This window comes from Ktedonobacter sp. SOSP1-52 (assembly GCF_016587395.1).
On record NZ_BNJH01000004.1, the window covers coordinates 263,636 to 280,387 of the forward strand.

Sequence of the window (16,752 nt, forward strand, 5' to 3'; positions counted from 1 at the left end):
GTAATGCCACTGAACCACCTACACTCTCATAAGCGGATGCATTCGTCTAGTCCACCCATAAAAGGGGGCCGCGAAGCTAGTCCCAATCAAAGAAGATCGGGAAATTCGTCGAGGAGCTTTTCTCAATGTCACTCTCATCCTCTATTTCCACCACGTCAGGACAAGACTACAAGAACTTTATCGCGGGTCAATGGCGCGCTTCACGCGGTGGTGAGACCTTTATCAGCACTAATCCCGCTCGCACCAGCGATATCATTGGCAGCTATCAAAAATCAACCGTTGAAGATCTGGAAGACGCCATTGAGGCCGCAACCCAGGCCCAGAAGGGCTGGGCCGCTACGCCCGCACCCGAGCGCGGCGAGGTCCTCTTCCGCCTGGCCCGCCTCTTTGAGCAGCAGCGCGATGCGCTCGCGACCCTCATGACACGCGAGATGGGCAAGATTCTCAAAGAGACGCTGGGCGAGGTCCAGGTCTCCATAGACGTTGCCAAATTTATCGCCGGCGAGGGGCGCCGCCCGAGGGCGAGACCATTCCATCGGGTCTCCCTAATAAATTCTGCATGACGGTACGCCATCCGTTAGGTATTGTCGGCATCATTACGCCGTGGAACTTCCCCCTGGCCATTCCGGTCTGGAAGACACTTCCGGCTCTCCTGGCAGGCAACGCGGTGGTTCTAAAGCCCGCCAGCGATACGCCCGCGCTAACCCTCAAACTGGCCGAACTGCTGCAGCAGGCAGGCCTGCCCGATGGCGTGCTAAACGTTGTCACTGGCGGCGGTGGCACACTGGGCAATGCCCTGGCCAGCCATAAACGCGTCAACATGATCTCCCTCACCGGCTCAACTGAGGTTGGTCGACAGGTCTCAGAGATTTGTGGACGCGATCTACGCCGCTGCGCACTTGAACTGGGAGGCAAAAACGCGGTCATCGTACTTGAGGATGCCGACCTGGACCTGGCCGCCACTAGCGTGGCTATGGGTGCCTTTGGCTCCACAGGACAACGCTGCACAGCCACCAGCCGCGTCATTGTCCAGCGCTCAGTCCAACAAGCCTTCACCGAGCGCCTCACCGCGGCGGCGGAACGCCTGCGCATTGGTGATGGCCTGGATAGCCAGGTCGAGATGGGTCCCCTGGTCAACACCGGGCGCGTGCCCGCGGTCCATGCCTACACGGAAATTGGTCAGCAGGAGGGCGCGAAGCTCGTCTATGGCGGCACGCCACTGACCGAGGACTCCTATCAGGAAGGGGCCTTCTACAAGCCCACAATCTTCAACGAGGTAAGTCCAGAGATGCGCATCGCACGCGAAGAGGTCTTTGGTCCCTTCGTCGCGGTCATGCCCGTCGCAGGCTACGAAGAGGCCATTGCCGTGGCTAACGGCACAGAGTACGGCCTTTCAACCGCCATCTTTACCGAGAACTCGCGCCTGACCTTCCGTGCTATCCGTGATATCGAAGCCGGGCTGGTCTACATCAACGCCGGCACCACCGGCTCCGAAATTCACCTGCCCTTCGGCGGCATGAAGAGTAGTGGTAATGGCCACCGTGAGCTGGGTTCTTATGCCGTAGAGGAGTTTAGCGAGACCAAGAGCGTCTTCGTCTCCTATCCTCCCGCGAAGTGATGTCATCTTAGCACATGCGATACTTTAATAGGGTAAAGAGGGTCTGGTGGCAACGCGGCTCTGCCGCGTTGCCACCAGACCCTCTTTACCCAGGCGAGCCACGCAGTGGCGAGAAGTCTTGAGGGCTAAGAGCTGCTTACTAGCGAGAATTGCTCGAACATGGCCTCCCATACCTCCTGATTCTCCATGCGCTCCCGGGGATTGGCCACACGCGCATTGATCATCTCGAAGAGGCTACAGAGCAAGTGGTGTAGCAGCATGGAGGCCTGGTTATAGAAATGCTCAGCCTGCTGCATCTTTCCACTCATCACGTCATAGCAGAGGCGTGTGAAGTCCTCGACATCGATGTGATTCTGCTCCACGCGAAATGCGTAGTTGCCCAGGCGATCTACCTGCTCATTATGCATGAGTTGCAGGAGCGCATTGCTATCCAGGGTGATGCCATTGGCGCGGCAGGTCTCGGCCAGGGCATCCATGGTCCAGTTGACGAAATCAACCAGGGCTGCGAGCTGTTCCATCGGAGTCTTGCGCTTATCCCACTCTTGCTCCATACGGCTAAGCAGGTCAAGCAACGCAAAGTTTTCCAGGCGCAGCTTTTCGGCGGGATCGGGGAGGCGCATCTTGCTGCCATTGGCGCGGGGAGTTGTATCCTGGTAGACAGGTTGCAGAAACTTCTGCTGCACGAGCTGTCCCAGCTCACGCGCGACCTCCATCTCGGGTCGGCGAATAGCGGTTGCGATGCGGCGTATGCGACGATAGAGATTTACATGCGTGAAGAGTTCCAGGCTGCGCAGATCGAAGCGAATGGTATAGGGAATTGCGGGGGAGAGTTGTAGCATAGTCCGTATGCCCATGGGGAGAAAGTTACGCAGTTCCTGCCACTCATCGCTATAACGCACCATATCCATGGTGACGCGCATCACATCAATATCCAGCGAAGATTCGCCATGCGGCAAAAGCTTTTGCACGTTCTGACTGGCAATAAACTCATAGGTACCATCGGTCCAGAGGCTCAATTCGCGCGCGGTCCAAAGGGTCTTCATGCGCAATGCTTCATTCAATTGCTTCTCGGTAATAGCACCCATCATCATCAAGCGCTCACCAATGCGTTTGCCAATGGGGTCCTGTAATTGCTGCGCGAAGGCCTGCTCAATCTGGTGATAGGTGGTCATACCTAACTGCTGCAACACATCGCCAAGTGTGAGTGCACTGGGATCAAACTCACTGCAATTGGCGAGCTTGCCCTCGTTGAAATAGAGAATGCCCATCCGGCCCTGGCTCTGCTTTAAATGAATTGCACCAGTCATGCCACCCAGTTCCACAACCTGTAAAACTTCCACCAGCCCAAAGTCTTTTAATGAACCCGACAGTACCGTGCCTATGCTCATAATCCCCCATGCGTCAGGTCGTCGCGAAAACGTTACAACGTCGATGTCATGATACTTCTGATCCGAACACCCTGAGCGCGCCTGTCCCCGAATGGGGGAAGCGCTAGGCACGCCAGTGACGTTGGGTTTCGGAATAAGATCATAATTCTGAAAGTCGTACCAGGTACTCATACAATGGCAATTATACGATGCGGTACGAGAGATATCCCTCTCCTGGTCACAGCAGAGAACGCTCAATCCCGAGCAATTATAGCAAGCCCCACATGTTCCAACAAGTAGCCCAGGCATACAACTGGTATCCATGTACACGGTAGAGTAGAACAAGCCATCCCCAACCTGCATCAACCTCGTCACTATTACTCAGCATAACATCGACGCAACATATATCTCAGCCTCTGACCCATACTACATCAAAAATCTACATTTTTCAATGTTAAACACGTCCCGGCAAAAGGAGCAGATACAGAGATAGTACCAATGTGTGCTGGGAAACGGTTTTTGCCCGTTTCCCAGCACACATTCTACCCAAAGGCTTGCCTGGCTGACAGGCACAACTCCCTGGATGTTATAATGCAGGCATGAGCATGAAAGATAAAGTTGCTATTATAACGGGTGCGGGGCGAGGCGTGGGACGCGCCACCGCGCAGTTGTTTGCACGCGAGGGCGCGAAAGTCGCGCTCTTTGGCCGTACACGCGAAACAATTGAGTCCTGCGGGCGCGAGATCCAGGAGCAGGGAGGCGAAGCGCTGGCTGTGGCAGGCGATGTCTCACAGGATGAAGATGTCCATGCACTCTTCACAACGGTAAGCGAGCGTTTCGGGCGCGTCGATATCCTGGTCAACTGCGCTGGCGTGGTCCTGGTGCGCCCATTTCTCCAGATGGATAGCGCGACCTGGGATCGCGTGCTGGGCGTCAACCTGCGCGGCACCTTCCTCTGTTGCCATGAAGCCTTTCGCCTGATGGCTAGTCAGAAACAGGGAGTCATTATCAACATCTCCTCCCTCTCTGGCGTGAAAGGGGTAGAGAAGTTCCCCGGCTTGAGCGCATATAACGTCTCTAAATCAGGTGTAGCCAGCTTGACAGAAATCCTCGCGGTAGAGGGAAAACCATACAATATTCGCGTCTGTGCCGTCAGCCCGGGCGCCATCGATACCGATATGTTGCGCCAGGCCGCGCCTCACCTGAAGGCAGGCATGACCCCCGAAGAACTCGCCAAAATCCTCCTCTTCCTGGCGGATGACGAAAGCGGGAGTAAGTTCAACGGGAGCAATATCGAACTCTTTACCAATGCCTAGAATCCAAGCAAGGAGAAAGATATGGTATATCTCACAAGGCGGGTGACCTTTAGTGCCGCACACCGCCTGTGGAGCGAATATCTCTCAGAGGATGAAAACTATAACGTTTACGATAAATGCGCCAATCCCCATGGACATGGTCATAACTATATCCTGGAAGTGACGGTTCGCGGCGAGCCAGAACCCACGACCGGGATGGTTCTCAATTTGACGGATATGAAGCGTATCATCAATGAGCGCGTCGTGGATGGGGTGGATCATAAGCATCTCAATCACGATGTCGCCTGGCTGGAGGGGGTTATCCCTACCGCCGAGATGCTGGTTATCAAATTCTGGGAACGCCTGACGCCAGCCTTCGAGGGACGACTCTACGAGATCACGCTTCACGAAACCGAGAACAACTACGCCTCCTATCGAGGGCCAGAGGCATGAGAATAGCGCTTATTGCTCCTATCGTCACCCCCATCGCACAACCCTTCCTGGGCGGCTCACAGGCCATGGTGGCACAACTCGCCCAGGGACTACAACAGCGTGGACACGAGGTAACGCTGTTTGCGCGCCAGGGATCAGCGGTGCCGGGAATTAAGATTGAAGAGCTTGTTGTCCCTGAAAGCGTTGTTCCGGCACGCTTCTCTGCCCCCTCTCAGGAGCGCCCGGCAGACCCCGGCTTCTTCGCACAAGCCAATATCTTTCTTGATCTCTTCCTTGAACTGCGCCAGCGTCAACATGAGTTCGATCTCGTTCATGCCCATGCCTTCGACTGGCCAGCCTTTTCGCTGAGCGCTCTCCTGACGGCGACTCCCGTGATACACACCATTCACCTGCCCGCCGTCACACCCGAGATCAACGAGGCGCTTCGCCTGTTCCACCAGCAAGGCCATCCCCTGAAGCTAATCACGGTCTCACAAGCCTGCGCGCGCACTTACAAACCCTACACCCCCTTTGATCATATTATCTACAATGGCCTCGATACCGACGTTATTCATTTCGCACCGCATATCGAGCCGGACGCGCCGCTGCTCTTCGCCGGGCGCATCACTCCCGAGAAAGGGGTTGAGGCGGCCCTGGAGATCGCTGAACGCGCGAATGTCCCTCTACTCCTAGCAGGCGGCATCTATGACCAGGTTTATTATGAGCAACGCATTTCACCACGACTACAGGAAATGGGAGAGAGAGCACGTTATCTGGGATCGCTTGAGCAACATGAGCTCTGGCAACTCATGGGGCAGGTGCGTGGCCTGCTCTTTACCAGCACCTGGGACGAGCCGTTCGGCCTGACCATGATTGAGGCTATGGCGTGTGGGACACCCGTGCTGGCCTTCGAGCGCGGGGCTGCGGCAGAAGTAATCAAGCATGGCGAGACCGGGTACTTAATCAGGCCCGGTGATACACTCCAGGCCGCGCACCAGGTGGCAGAACTGGACTCCATACAACGGTCTACCTGCCGTCAACATGTCGAACGCCATTTCTCTTTCACCTCCATGCTTGAACAGCACGAGCAAGCCTATCAGGCATCAATCGAGTAAAATACAACCCACTTGACAAAAGTGGGTAATTTAATTATCATCTAATTAGGCACTTATACAACTAGTAATTCGCCTACTTGGTCATATATTCAGCGCACGAAGGAGAAGGGCAATGCGAGAAGAAGAAATCGCTCAGCAACAGCGTGAACAGCGCCAGAATGCGCGCCAAGCCGATACAAACTATGGTATGGCACGGATGCGTTATGGCCTGGAGAAGGCCGAGCCGCTTATTCGCCTGGGGCGTGCCATCGCAGACCCTATGCGCGTGCGCATCCTAGCGGTCTTAGCCCAGCGCTCAATGTATGGGCAGGAACTGGCGGAGCAACTAGACGTCTCGACGCCTACCATCTCACATCATATGGCCCTCCTGCGCGGCGCGGGCTTGATCAAGGTGCGCAAGGAGAATAACTACCATCACTATGAGCTTGAGGCCGAGGGCTTTAAACAAGCCAGCTCACTTCTCACTCTAGAGCACCTGCGGAGCATTGGCGCGGAACTTCAGCACACAAATGCCCTGGTGAATCCTACACAGGAAGATGATCGCCAGATGGTGGAGTCCTCCTTCTTCGAGGGCGAACGCTTGCTCAGTATTCCACGCGGCACTCAGGGCAGGCGTTATGTCATGGAGAAGATCGCTCGCGCCTTTGAGTGGGGGCGCATCTATGAAGAAGTCGAGGTCAATGCCATTCTCAAGCCCATCTATACCGATGTACCACTCATTCGACGCGAGCTGATCAACCAGAAGCTAATGATGCGCGAGAATGGGCGCTACTGGCTGATTCGTCCGCCTCACTCCCAGGAAGCGTAAGGAGTCAAAATAAAGAGAAGCACTGCCATGCGCGATGCGCAATGGCAGTGCTTCTCTTTATTTTTCTTAAAACACAGAGAGGTACCTCTGGATCTCCCAGGGGTGGACCTGCTCACGATACTCGGTCCACTCGATGCCCTTGGCATCCAGGAAGCCTTCATAGATGGCGTCACCCAGGGTCTCGCGGATCAGTGGGTCCTCGCGCAGGGCCTCCAGAGCCTCGCCCAGGGTCGCGGGCAGCATCGGCGCGCGTGGGCGCAAGCGGTCGCCCTCGTCATGCAGGAAGAGGTTCTCGTCCATAGCGGCTGGCAATGTAAGCTTACGTTGAATACCGTCCAGGCCAGCACGCAACATGGCAGCCAGCGCAAGATAGGGGTTGCAGCTTGGATCTGTACAGCGCAGCTCAACACGCATCGTGCTCTCAGGATCGCTTCCCAGGCGTGGTACACGGATCAAGGCCTGGCGATTGATGCGCCCCCAGTTGATAACCACCGGAGCCTCATAGCCACCGACCAGGCGCTTATAAGAATTGACCAGGGGGGCGAGCAGGGCGCACATGGCGGGCGCATGCGCCAGTTGCCCGGCAATAAACCAGCGCCCCTCCTCGGAGAGCGCATAATCAGCCTGGGGATTGAGGAAGGCATTGCGACCCGTCGAGCTATTAATCAGTTGCTGATGGATATGTAAACCCGAGCCATTCACACCAAAGAAGGGCTTGGGAAGGAAGGTCGCGTAGAGATTATGCTGAGCCGCGACGGCCTTGAGCACATATTTCGCCGTCATCAAGCCATCGGCGATGCGCAGTGCGTCGGCGATCTCAAAGTCTAGCTCGTGCTGACCATCGGCAACTTCATGGTGGCTGGCCTCAATATTGATATCCATCTTATGCAGGGAGTAGACCATCTGTCGCCGTACAGTCGCGGCTAGATCGGTCGAGAGATCGAAATAGCCACGCCGGTCATGGGGCAGCGGCTTCGGTGTCTCGTCCTCCAGGCTGAGCAAGAAAAACTCTAGTTCAGGGGCGACTTTATATTGAAAGCCCATCTCGCGCGCCAGGTTCAGAGCCTGCATCAAGGTCGCACGCGGGTCGCCATCAAAATGCTCGCCATCAGGCGTGCGTACATCACAGATCACACGTGCAACCACGTCCGCATTCCCAATATCGTCGCTGCGATGGCCCTCCGCCGCATAGGATAGGCGGACTTTATCAGGAAGGATCGCGAAGGTCGAGAGATCCGGAAATAGGTACATATCGCTTTCAGCGACACGCGCAAAGCCTTCAATTGAGGAGCCGTCAAACCATTTGCCATGCGTGAGGCAGTCATTAAACTGCTCGACAGGGATAGTCACACACTTGGCCATCCCTACCACATCTGTAAATTCCAGGTTGATGAAACGCACCCGCTCATGTTCGATGCGGGCCATTACCTGGTCGTAATATTGTTGATCGTGTCGTTTAGACATATCCGTCTGCTTCGCGTAACTCTGTTCGTCTGCCATATCACTGCTCCTCTTTGCAGGTCTCTCTTTTTAGTCTACTCTGACCAGGCTAATCTGGATCGCTACCCGGTACGGGAGTGTACATATCTTCTTTCACCGGGATATCGGTCTCTGCTTGAAAATTGCGTGGATCAGTAAACAACTGTACCAATCCACAGCGGCTACACACCAGAGGGAAAAGGGACGAGGCCCCCACATATTGGGCTGGCTACCAGAGCCATAGATACGTACCTGCTCTAATGGAGCATTCGACCAGACACGCGCCTGGGGGCGCGCTCCACAGTTAGAACAGGGTACAATCAGCGTGCGGGTAGGATCATAATAATTATTTCTCATCTCTGCATATACCAACCTTTGCATCCTGCACAAAGCATAACTGGGGCTCTCTCTTATCTGTTCGCCTGACATCCCTCCACGGATTGGATGCTCATTGTCACATGCCTTCACGCCAGTGTCAAGCAAGCTACCAATAATGGAGGTGAGCGCGCTTTTCTCTCCTATCCTCCAAATACTGCACGATTGGACCTTTACCAGCATACCGGACCTTTCGGGGATAAACGTGAGGAACAGCTTGCGGATATACGACAGCCTCCCTATAATCAAAAACATGATGAGACATAATGAGATATAACAAAAGGCGAAAGAGAGAGGCGCAACACATGGATACCAGTGAAAACAAGGTGCCAGCCGCCGGGAAGCGGAGCGGCCTCAGGCCCTGGCATATCGCACTCATCGTTGTATTAATTCTCCTGCTCATCGGTGGGGGGATACTCGCCAGCAAGTGGCGCACGATTGATTCCCTCCTGACTGGCACACACTATGTTGGTGGCGATGCCGCGACAGTTCCGCTCACGCTGCCACCTGGCTTTCATGCCAGTGCCTTTTATAGTGGCCTCTCGGGACCGCGTATGATTACGTTTAGCCCCGATGGTACGCTCTTTGTCGCGGAGCGCTATGCCAAAAGTATCATTGCCCTTCCTGATCGCGATCACAGCGGAAAGGCCAGCGAGCGCATCGTCGTCGTCAGTGGACTCGACGACCCCACTAGCCTGGATTTCCACGCTGGACAGCTCTATGTAGGCGAGGGCTCACGTATCACGCGCTTTACTCTCGACAAAGACTACAAGGTCACTGAGCGCAAGGTGATCGTGCCCAATCTGCCAGTCGGCGGCAACCACTCCACGCGCACAGTGCTGGTTGGACCCGACAACTATCTCTATGTCTCTATTGGCTCAACCTGTAACAATTGCGTGGAGCAGAATCCACAGCGCGCCACAGTCTGGCGCTACAACCTGGACGGGAGCAATGGGCGCCTCTACGCCAGGGGGCTGCGCAACGCCGTTGGTATGAGCATCAATCCCTGGAACCAGCAGATCTGGGTCACCAATAACGGGCGCGACCTGCTTGGGGACGACGTTCCCCCCGAAACAGTATATCACCTCGTAGATGGAGCAAATTACGGATGGCCATTTTGCCATGCCGGAACAATTATTGATCCTGACCTGGGCAATTCAGACTCATGTAAAGGGGTAACACAGCCCCTGGTCAGGATGCAGGCGCACTCAGCTCCGCTTGGACTGGCATTCTATGACACTCAACAGCAGGACCAGGGCACGCAGGGAGCGAAACCCTTTCCCCAGCAGGACCAGGGCCTCTTCGTCGCCTTCCATGGCTCCTGGAACCGTAGCGTTCCCACAGGCTACAAGGTGGTCTTTATTCCCCTGACCGCCCACGGGCAGGTCGCGGACAAGGCGCAAGATTTTGCCACAGGCTTCCTCAAAGGAAATGATGCTTCAGGTCGCCCTGTGGGCCTGGCGGTGGGGCCCGATCACGCCCTCTATGTTAGCGATGATAAAGCTGGAACCATTTACCGTATCTGGTACGCGGGCTAGCACGGTACGCACATAAACGGTAGGGTCCATGCTGGCATAGACTCGCCCGGTCCGCAGGACAATACCCAAACGCTGGGAGATCGCTTCGCTCGGGAGTCCATGCCAGCATGGACCCTACAACATGGAGCGCTTACGCCTCCTCCAGAGGCTTGAGGGAAACCGGGGCATAGCGCGCCAACGCCTCCGCGATCTCTAACGGCTCTATCCCCGTTAACCCCTTCATCAGGCGCGTCCGTAGCGTGGTATCGCGCGGCAGATAGGTCTCAGGCGGCATCGAGATGGGATGCAGATGCTCAACAGGAACTCCTAAGGCCTGCATCGCGGCCTGATAGAAGTGATAGACACTCATAGGCTTACCCGCGACATGCACAATACCCACAAAATTGGAGAGTGCAAGCTGAACAATGGCCTGGGCGGCCTGGTTTACATCCAGGGGGCTCTTCAGCATATCGTCAAAATACTCAAAATGCTCGCCCTGCAATAGCCCCTCACGCACACGCCGCAAGCGACGATCCAGTTCACCGAGTGAGTAACCGTACAGGTAACTGGGGCGAATGATACAGTAGTTCTCACAAAACTCGCGCACACGCTCTTCAAAAAAGTGGAGATTCTGGCCGTAAGGAGTCATTGGATGGGGAGGATCACTCTCTGTGTACGTCCCCTGCCGCCCATCAAAGATACCATCACTGGAGATATAGATAAAACGACAATGCATACAGGCCTGAACCAGCTGGTTCACCCGGCGCCGATAGAGCTTTCCATCGAAAAGAGGGTCCACGGCCTCATATGCCATGCTAGCCGCCATGATCACCGCGTCTATTTTCTGCTCACGCACGAAGTCTGCCAGGTCATCACGCCAGAAATCATAGCGCAACGCTTGAGGAAAGAGAGCTGTGGTGCGATAGGTAGGGAACAGGGTTACTGGCTGCTCCTGCATTAGGGTGGTCAACGTACGCCCAAGATAGCCACTGGAACCAAGCAGCAAGAAGCGTTGCGGTATTCTCATAAAAAATCCTGTTTCTACCGCTACTGGCGTACGCGTCTACTTCCGGAAGTAGACGCGTACGCCAGTAGCGTCGTCTCCTTCTACTCAGAAGGAAAGTGTGTCGCCAACCAGTTCGTCATGCTGCAAGGGACCAATCGCGGCTACAGTGAGTGGACTTAGCGGCGAGAAGCGGCGCAATACCTTGAGCACCTGCTCCTGAGTCACGCCATCAATCGCCTCCTTGACCTCCGAGATCGTCTTAAACTTGCGCTCATACCACCAGGAGCGGCTGATCGCGCCCATACGTGAGCCAGAACCCTCGCCACGCATTACCAGCTCGCTCTTAAGCTGAATCTTGGCGCGCTCCAGCTCATCGGCGGTAATCCCATCCTGCTCCAGCTTGCGCAGTTCATCGACAATGACCTTCAAGCACTCGTTGGCCTGCTCGGGCGTGGTGCCTGCATAGACACGCAGCACGCCAATCTGCTTATTGCCAGCCAGGCCCGCGGAGACGCCATATACCAGGCCACGCTTCTCACGTACCTCGACAAAGAGGCGCGAGGCCATGCCACCACCCAGCACTTCGCTCAGCACCTGGGCGGCATAATAATCCTCATCCATGTAGTTGGGGAAGGGGACCATCATGGCGATATGCTCTTGTTTGCCTTCCTGGTGCTCCAGCGCAATACTATTGCTTGGCTGCGGCTTCTGCAACGTCAGGGCCTGCGCGTTGCCTTGCCAGGAGCCAAACAGCTCCTCAATCTTCGCCACCACATGCTCCCAATCAAACTTGCCCGCGATGGCAAAGAGCATGTTATTGGGCTGATAGCGCTCCTGCCAAAAGTTCAGCAAATCCTGGCGCTGTAAGGCCCGCACCGTGTCATCGCTACCAAGCATAGGGCGTCCCAGGGGAGAACCATGATAGAAGTTTGAGCGCACCAACTCAAAGATGCGGCTCATCGGCTCATCGTCGCGACGGCGAATCTCCTGAAGCACGATATTGCGCATCTGGTCCAGCTCATTACGCGGGAAGGTAGGCTGGAGTATGACCTCACGCAAGAGCTCTAGTGTGGCATCGAGCTTGGTATGCACAATCTGCGCCCACACCTGGCTGGTCTCCAGCCCTGTGCTTGCGCCTTTGCGCGCTCCCAGCGACTCAAATGCTTCATTGAGCGCACGGGCATCATGCTGCTTCGTACCTTGAAAGAGCATATACTCAAAGAGATGCGCCAGGCCCGGCTTATCCGCTGGCTCATGGATAACCGCGGCATCAAACTGAAAGCCCAGCGTGGTCGAGCTCAAGCTGGGCATATACTGCCCAATCAGCTCAATCCCATTGGGCAGCTTATGGAAATAGTAATTCTGGGGTAGCTGTTCACTACTCATATATATCTTTATCCTTTCTGGGCAAGGAATAGCGAAGCGAGCAAAGAGAAACAATGGTTAGTATATCACAACACGGAACAAATAGCGCGCAGAGCTGCGCAAATACCGGCCTTCCCAATGTCTTCTGGCTCTCGCCTCGGCTCGCTGCGAGAGCCTTCGAGTAAAGAGATGTGCCTTGACAACGGCAAAGCCGTTGTCAAGGCACATCTCTTTATCCCTGAGCGCCGCAGGCGCGAAGGCTCTACTTCTGTAAGCGGTTGACCTCGCCAAAGATAACCTGGTCGGTCATTTGCTCAACGGGCGAGAGATCGTCGGTGAAGAAGACATGCGACTGCAACTGCTCGCGCATACTGCCATAACGCAGAGCCGTGTTCGCCACCTGCTGAAGCAGGGGATTGGTCAGCTCATTTGTGTTATTGCGGAAGTTCTCGAACTTCGTTGGCGCATTGGTCGCGATAATCAAGCTATTAGAGAAACGCTGGGTATCAACAATGTAGACGTTGGGGAAAACGGTCTTCATATTTTGCGCCATGGCATCAACCATACGGTAATCCTCGCTTGTGCGTCCCACATTGATGACCGCTACGCCAGTCGAGGAGAGATGAGAGCGTACTTCGCGGAAGAATTCCGTCGTAACTAGCTGGAAGGGAATATATGGCTGCTGGTAGGCATCGATGCCAATTACATCATATTTATTCTGTGTGGTGCTCAAGAAATAGCGCCCATCCTGAACCACAACGTGCAAATTGGGCTCATTCATATGAAAGTATTTGCGGCCCATCTCGACGATTTTGCTGTCGATCTCGACGCCATCAATTGGAATGGGGCCATAGGCGGCAGTAAACTCGCGCGCGGAGGTCCCAGCGCCCAGACCGATAATGCCAACGCGCTTGACCTGGTCAGGGGTAAAGGGTGGATTATTGAAGTAGGGGGCCGCCATAAAGTAGTCCCACGGCCCCTGCGTCAGCACCGCATGCGGATTGTAAATGGAGTGAATGCCCAAACCCTCATTGAGCACTAGCTGGGTCTCATCTCCTGCGCGCACCACTTGAATATAATTATATGCCGATTCATGTTCCTCCAGGAGACGCCCCCCATCACCCGTACCACTGGCGGGTTTAATGGAGCCGTGCGTTCCGAGCACTCCTGTCAGTAACCAGGCGAGAATCAGTAGCAGCAACAAAAAACGCTTATTACTTTTGGGAAGGCTCGGCTTCCCGCCCGCGAAAAAAAGTAAGCCAATCAGTGAGACGACCAGTAGAAGGCCCGCGAAGATCAGGAAGGTCGCATATGTGCCATAGGTAGGAATCAAGACCAGGACGGGCAGGAACGTTCCCACAATACTACCCGCAGTCGAAATCGCATAGAGCACACCAGCGATACGTCCAGATGTGCCAACCTGTTCGATACGCAGGCGAATGGCAAAGGGCGAGACACACCCTAGCAGAATCGTGGGCAGAGCGAACAGGAGAATGACCGAGAGCAATGAGCCATAAAAGACACCAATAGAATAGGAGGAGAAGGAGGTCAAGGCCCACTGCAAAATTGGGCGTGAGCATGCAGGAATCGCAGCAATCAGCAGGGCCGCGGCAGCCGTCATACCGTAAAGCACGGATGAGCGGGGATAACGGTCGGCGATGCGGCCACCAACATAGTAGCCGACGGTCAGGTACAGCAAAATCAGGCCGATCACGTTTGCCCAGACAAACAGCGACGTCCCAAAGTAAGGAGCCAGCAAGCGCGAAGCCGACAGCTCTACCGCCAGGGAGACGGCACCAGAGACAAATACCAGCAGGATCAAAAACCAATCCTGTACACGTTGTCCATTTCCAGGGGGAGCCGCTTTCTCCACCATGGTTGTGGCACGCGAATCAGACTCAGCAGTAGACGACATAGCGCGACGAACTCTCTTTCTCTTACTTTTTAGGCAGTAATTGACAGGCAACCAGCACAAGCCTGGCAACTGGCAATCAGGCTACCCCTACTTTAGCGAGCAAAAGAACCCTTGTCAAATTTTCTCAGCTTCCACTCAGGTTTAGATATTGAGGAGAACGAAGCGTGAGAATACCTCTTGTTGGAGTTCCAACGCCTCCTGGCAGAGGTGCTGATAGTGCTCAGGACCCAGCTTTGTTTCAATAGCGTGGAGAAACTTCTCTAGAGAGACTACCGCTGGATCATGGATGCGCTGACGCAGACTTAGTGCGGCGAGCAGAATGGCAATCCCTTCGCGCACCTGCTTCTGCTGATAGAGCAGCATACCCAAGTTCGTCAAAATCATCCCTTTATTCAGGGACGAGGACTCGTCAGTCAACTTCAAGGCATCTACATAGTAGTTGCACGCCAGCTCAAAATCCCTGGCAGAATGATAGAGCAAGCCCAGGTTATGGTAGATGGCGCACTGCAATTGCTGATCCTTCACCTGCTCGTTAAGCACATGTGCCTGCTCAAAGCTCGCGTACGACTGCTCTAAATCGCCATGCAGGCGCAGCATCTCGCCCTGGTTTACCAGGGTCGCGATGGTTCCCTGCTGGTCTCCCATCTGTTTCTGGATCTCCAGCGCCTGGCTAAAGAAGCTTATGCTCTGTTGATAATCGCCCAGGCGCCCATACAGCATGCCATTATAGCCAGCGACCAGGCCCTGATCCTGGCGTGCAATGACGCCCAGAGGGGGCAGCAGGGTCGTATATAGCCCGATCAACGTATTCCAGGCCCCGAGTTGCACCATCATCTCATGCAGGTGTTCGGCGAAAATGAGGTCGCACGCACGCTGCCAGCGCCAGGCCAGGCAGTAATGGCGTGCGGCTGCGATAAATGGCTCGACATCGCCAAGCGTCTGTCGCTGCTCCTGGGGGGGAGCCGTCTCACGGGCTAAATGTAGGTAGTAGGCAGCGGCCTGCATATGCGCATGCGAGAGGGCCGCCTGCAACGCGTCGTTCTGCTGAGGGGTATCATCAAAATTGGGAGCCAGGCGCAGGCCCGTTGCGCTGGTACTGCCAGCCGTGCGCTGCTCAGGAGTATCGAGATAATGCTCCACGCCGTAGTGACGCAGCAACGGGTGCAGGATAAAGAGTGGCATACGCTCCGCCGAACGTTCTAAGTTATATGTCCGCTGGACCAGCGAGTACTGCACAAGCATATTCAACTCATGCTCAAACACGGTCATTGTCTGTCCACCAAAAGCCTTCTCGCCCGTAATTGTCGTCAAGATTCCGGGCAGAGGTACAGACTCGTGATAGAGACAGAGCGCGTGCATAAGCTGAGCCTGAATGGGATTGAGAAAGTGATACACGGCGGCGCACAGGTGCGAGGTCACATCGCCCGCCCACATAGGCTGATAATCGTCTGAGTTCAGGAAGTAGCTCAGCGATATACCACTCAGGTTGAGCAAGGCGCCAAAGAGGGCCAGGGCAAACACATGACCACTACACCGTTGCCAGACCAGGGAGAGCTCTTCAGGAGAGCCACGCACCCCCCGCTGCTGCAACAGGGCAATTCCCTCCGGGATGCTGATACGCGAGATCAGGCAGGAGCGTACGCGTGTATTCTCGGCATATTCATCAAAAGGTGAGCTATAGCTCGTCAGCAGCAGGCGACTAGCGCCCAGGTCCTGCTGCAAGAGAGCCAGAAAGAGGGGAAGCGCGCCCCGAGCCGCCACCCCCGGCTGAATATCGTCGGGGTAGAGCAGCGCCTCAAACTGGTCGAGCACAACGAGGGCATTCTTGCGCGGATCGCGCAAGGCATCCAATAAACGCTGCATCTGTTGCTCTGGTTTGAGCAGAAAGAGGCCGGGGTCACCTGCATCGATACCATTCAATATAGCCGCGAGCATATCTGGGACCGTGGTGTAGGGGCTAATCTCAAGCCAGACCAGGCGCGAGGGCGCGGGCTGACCAGCATTACGCGCTTGCAGCAGACGCTGAAAAAGAAGGGCAGCCAGGGTAGACTTCCCTGCTCCAGGATTACCAGTCACGATCACAGAACTCGTGTTTGGATCCATCAACATACGCTGAAGAGTCGTTACTTCATCAACGCGCTGCATGATATGCTGTGCGTCTGTGGGAGACGGCATGGTTGCGTTAATGCCAAAGGGCAGTTGGGATGGCTGATGCTGCCGCATGGCCGCGAAATCACGCGGAGTATGGGGGGTGGCAGATGGCGCAATCTGGCCTGGGGGTAGTTGCAACGAATACTCATTATTCACGGGCGGCTCCATAAAAATAGGTGACGCTTCCTCCCACGCTAGAAACGACAAAATACTAATGATGAGTCAAATGCAAATATAGCATAACCCTATCAACGGATAAGAGTGATAAAATAGCCTGAATATGCTACTATAAGAGAGTCTTTCTTGCAT

General features: G+C 55.2%; 11 protein-coding genes and 1 pseudogene. 6 read left to right on the forward strand and 6 right to left on the reverse strand.

Annotation, left to right across the window (positions count from 1 at the left end; translation table 11 throughout):
- The first annotated feature begins 125 nt into the window (after positions 1-125).
- Positions 126-1,618, forward strand: a pseudogene (locus JMJ16_RS36260) (aldehyde dehydrogenase family protein).
- 125 nt (positions 1,619-1,743) lie between these two features.
- Here JMJ16_RS36260 and JMJ16_RS36265 read toward each other — a convergent pair.
- Entirely contained in the window at positions 1,744-3,006 is a 1,263-nt protein-coding gene (locus JMJ16_RS36265; RefSeq protein WP_201389563.1) for a DUF4388 domain-containing protein, read from the reverse strand.
- 584 nt (positions 3,007-3,590) lie between these two features.
- Here JMJ16_RS36265 and JMJ16_RS36270 point away from each other — a divergent pair.
- From JMJ16_RS36270 to JMJ16_RS36285, 4 genes are all read left to right on the forward strand, one after another.
- The gene (locus JMJ16_RS36270; RefSeq protein WP_201389564.1) at positions 3,591-4,301 is read left to right on the forward strand and encodes an SDR family NAD(P)-dependent oxidoreductase; all 711 of its coding nucleotides are present in this window, start codon (positions 3,591-3,593) and stop codon (positions 4,299-4,301) included.
- Positions 4,302-4,322: 21 nt separating this feature from the next.
- Positions 4,323-4,733: a 6-carboxytetrahydropterin synthase gene (locus tag JMJ16_RS36275; RefSeq protein WP_201389565.1), complete on the forward strand. Its 411-nt coding sequence runs from the start codon at positions 4,323-4,325 to the stop codon at positions 4,731-4,733.
- Complete coding sequence (locus JMJ16_RS36280; RefSeq protein WP_201389566.1) at positions 4,730-5,827, forward strand: glycosyltransferase family 4 protein; 1,098 nt, start codon at positions 4,730-4,732, stop codon at positions 5,825-5,827. Before JMJ16_RS36275 ends, JMJ16_RS36280 begins: the two co-directional genes overlap by 4 nt.
- A gap of 112 nt (positions 5,828-5,939) precedes the next feature.
- On the forward strand, positions 5,940-6,635 hold the full coding sequence (locus tag JMJ16_RS36285; RefSeq protein ID WP_201389567.1) for a metalloregulator ArsR/SmtB family transcription factor: 696 nt from the start codon (positions 5,940-5,942) through the stop codon (positions 6,633-6,635).
- 66 nt (positions 6,636-6,701) lie between these two features.
- On the opposite strand, the gene JMJ16_RS36290 is transcribed toward JMJ16_RS36285, so the two are convergent.
- The gene (locus JMJ16_RS36290) at positions 6,702-8,135 is read right to left on the reverse strand and encodes a glutamine synthetase family protein (RefSeq protein ID WP_201389568.1); all 1,434 of its coding nucleotides are present in this window, start codon (positions 8,133-8,135) and stop codon (positions 6,702-6,704) included.
- A gap of 659 nt (positions 8,136-8,794) precedes the next feature.
- On the opposite strand from JMJ16_RS36290, the gene JMJ16_RS36295 reads away from it, so the two are divergent.
- Positions 8,795-10,027 (forward strand): sorbosone dehydrogenase family protein, encoded by a 1,233-nt coding sequence (locus tag JMJ16_RS36295; RefSeq protein WP_201389569.1) that lies wholly within the window; start codon positions 8,795-8,797, stop codon positions 10,025-10,027.
- Positions 10,028-10,157: 130 nt separating this feature from the next.
- On the opposite strand, the gene JMJ16_RS36300 is transcribed toward JMJ16_RS36295, so the two are convergent.
- The 4 genes from JMJ16_RS36300 to JMJ16_RS36315 all read right to left on the reverse strand — a co-directional run bounded on the left by JMJ16_RS36300 (position 10,158) and on the right by JMJ16_RS36315 (position 16,599).
- A complete protein-coding gene (locus tag JMJ16_RS36300) occupies positions 10,158-11,033 on the reverse strand; it encodes a sugar nucleotide-binding protein (protein ID WP_201389570.1) in 876 nt (291 codons plus the stop codon).
- A gap of 84 nt (positions 11,034-11,117) precedes the next feature.
- A complete protein-coding gene (locus JMJ16_RS36305) occupies positions 11,118-12,398 on the reverse strand; it encodes a pitrilysin family protein (protein ID WP_201389571.1) in 1,281 nt (426 codons plus the stop codon).
- Between the two features lie 241 nt (positions 12,399-12,639).
- Positions 12,640-14,292 (reverse strand): spermidine synthase, encoded by a 1,653-nt coding sequence (locus JMJ16_RS36310; protein ID WP_201389573.1) that lies wholly within the window; start codon positions 14,290-14,292, stop codon positions 12,640-12,642.
- Between the two features lie 141 nt (positions 14,293-14,433).
- Positions 14,434-16,599 carry a tetratricopeptide repeat protein gene (locus tag JMJ16_RS36315; protein WP_201389575.1) on the reverse strand — a complete coding sequence of 722 codons (2,166 nt, stop codon included), beginning with the start codon at positions 16,597-16,599 and terminating at the stop codon, positions 14,434-14,436.
- Between the last annotated feature and the right edge of the window lie 153 nt (positions 16,600-16,752).

Coding starts and splice junctions, on each gene's coding strand:
- JMJ16_RS36265 (WP_201389563.1), bottom strand. CDS start 3,006: ATGAGCATAGGCACGGTACTGTCGGGTTCATTAAAAGACTTTGGGCTG.
- JMJ16_RS36270 (WP_201389564.1), top strand. CDS start 3,591: ATGAAAGATAAAGTTGCTATTATAACGGGTGCGGGGCGAGGCGTGGGA.
- JMJ16_RS36275 (WP_201389565.1), top strand. CDS start 4,323: ATGGTATATCTCACAAGGCGGGTGACCTTTAGTGCCGCACACCGCCTG.
- JMJ16_RS36280 (WP_201389566.1), top strand. CDS start 4,730: ATGAGAATAGCGCTTATTGCTCCTATCGTCACCCCCATCGCACAACCC.
- JMJ16_RS36285 (WP_201389567.1), top strand. CDS start 5,940: ATGCGAGAAGAAGAAATCGCTCAGCAACAGCGTGAACAGCGCCAGAAT.
- JMJ16_RS36290 (WP_201389568.1), bottom strand. CDS start 8,135: ATGGCAGACGAACAGAGTTACGCGAAGCAGACGGATATGTCTAAACGA.
- JMJ16_RS36295 (WP_201389569.1), top strand. CDS start 8,795: ATGGATACCAGTGAAAACAAGGTGCCAGCCGCCGGGAAGCGGAGCGGC.
- JMJ16_RS36300 (WP_201389570.1), bottom strand. CDS start 11,033: ATGAGAATACCGCAACGCTTCTTGCTGCTTGGTTCCAGTGGCTATCTT.
- JMJ16_RS36305 (WP_201389571.1), bottom strand. CDS start 12,398: ATGAGTAGTGAACAGCTACCCCAGAATTACTATTTCCATAAGCTGCCC.
- JMJ16_RS36310 (WP_201389573.1), bottom strand. CDS start 14,292: ATGTCGTCTACTGCTGAGTCTGATTCGCGTGCCACAACCATGGTGGAG.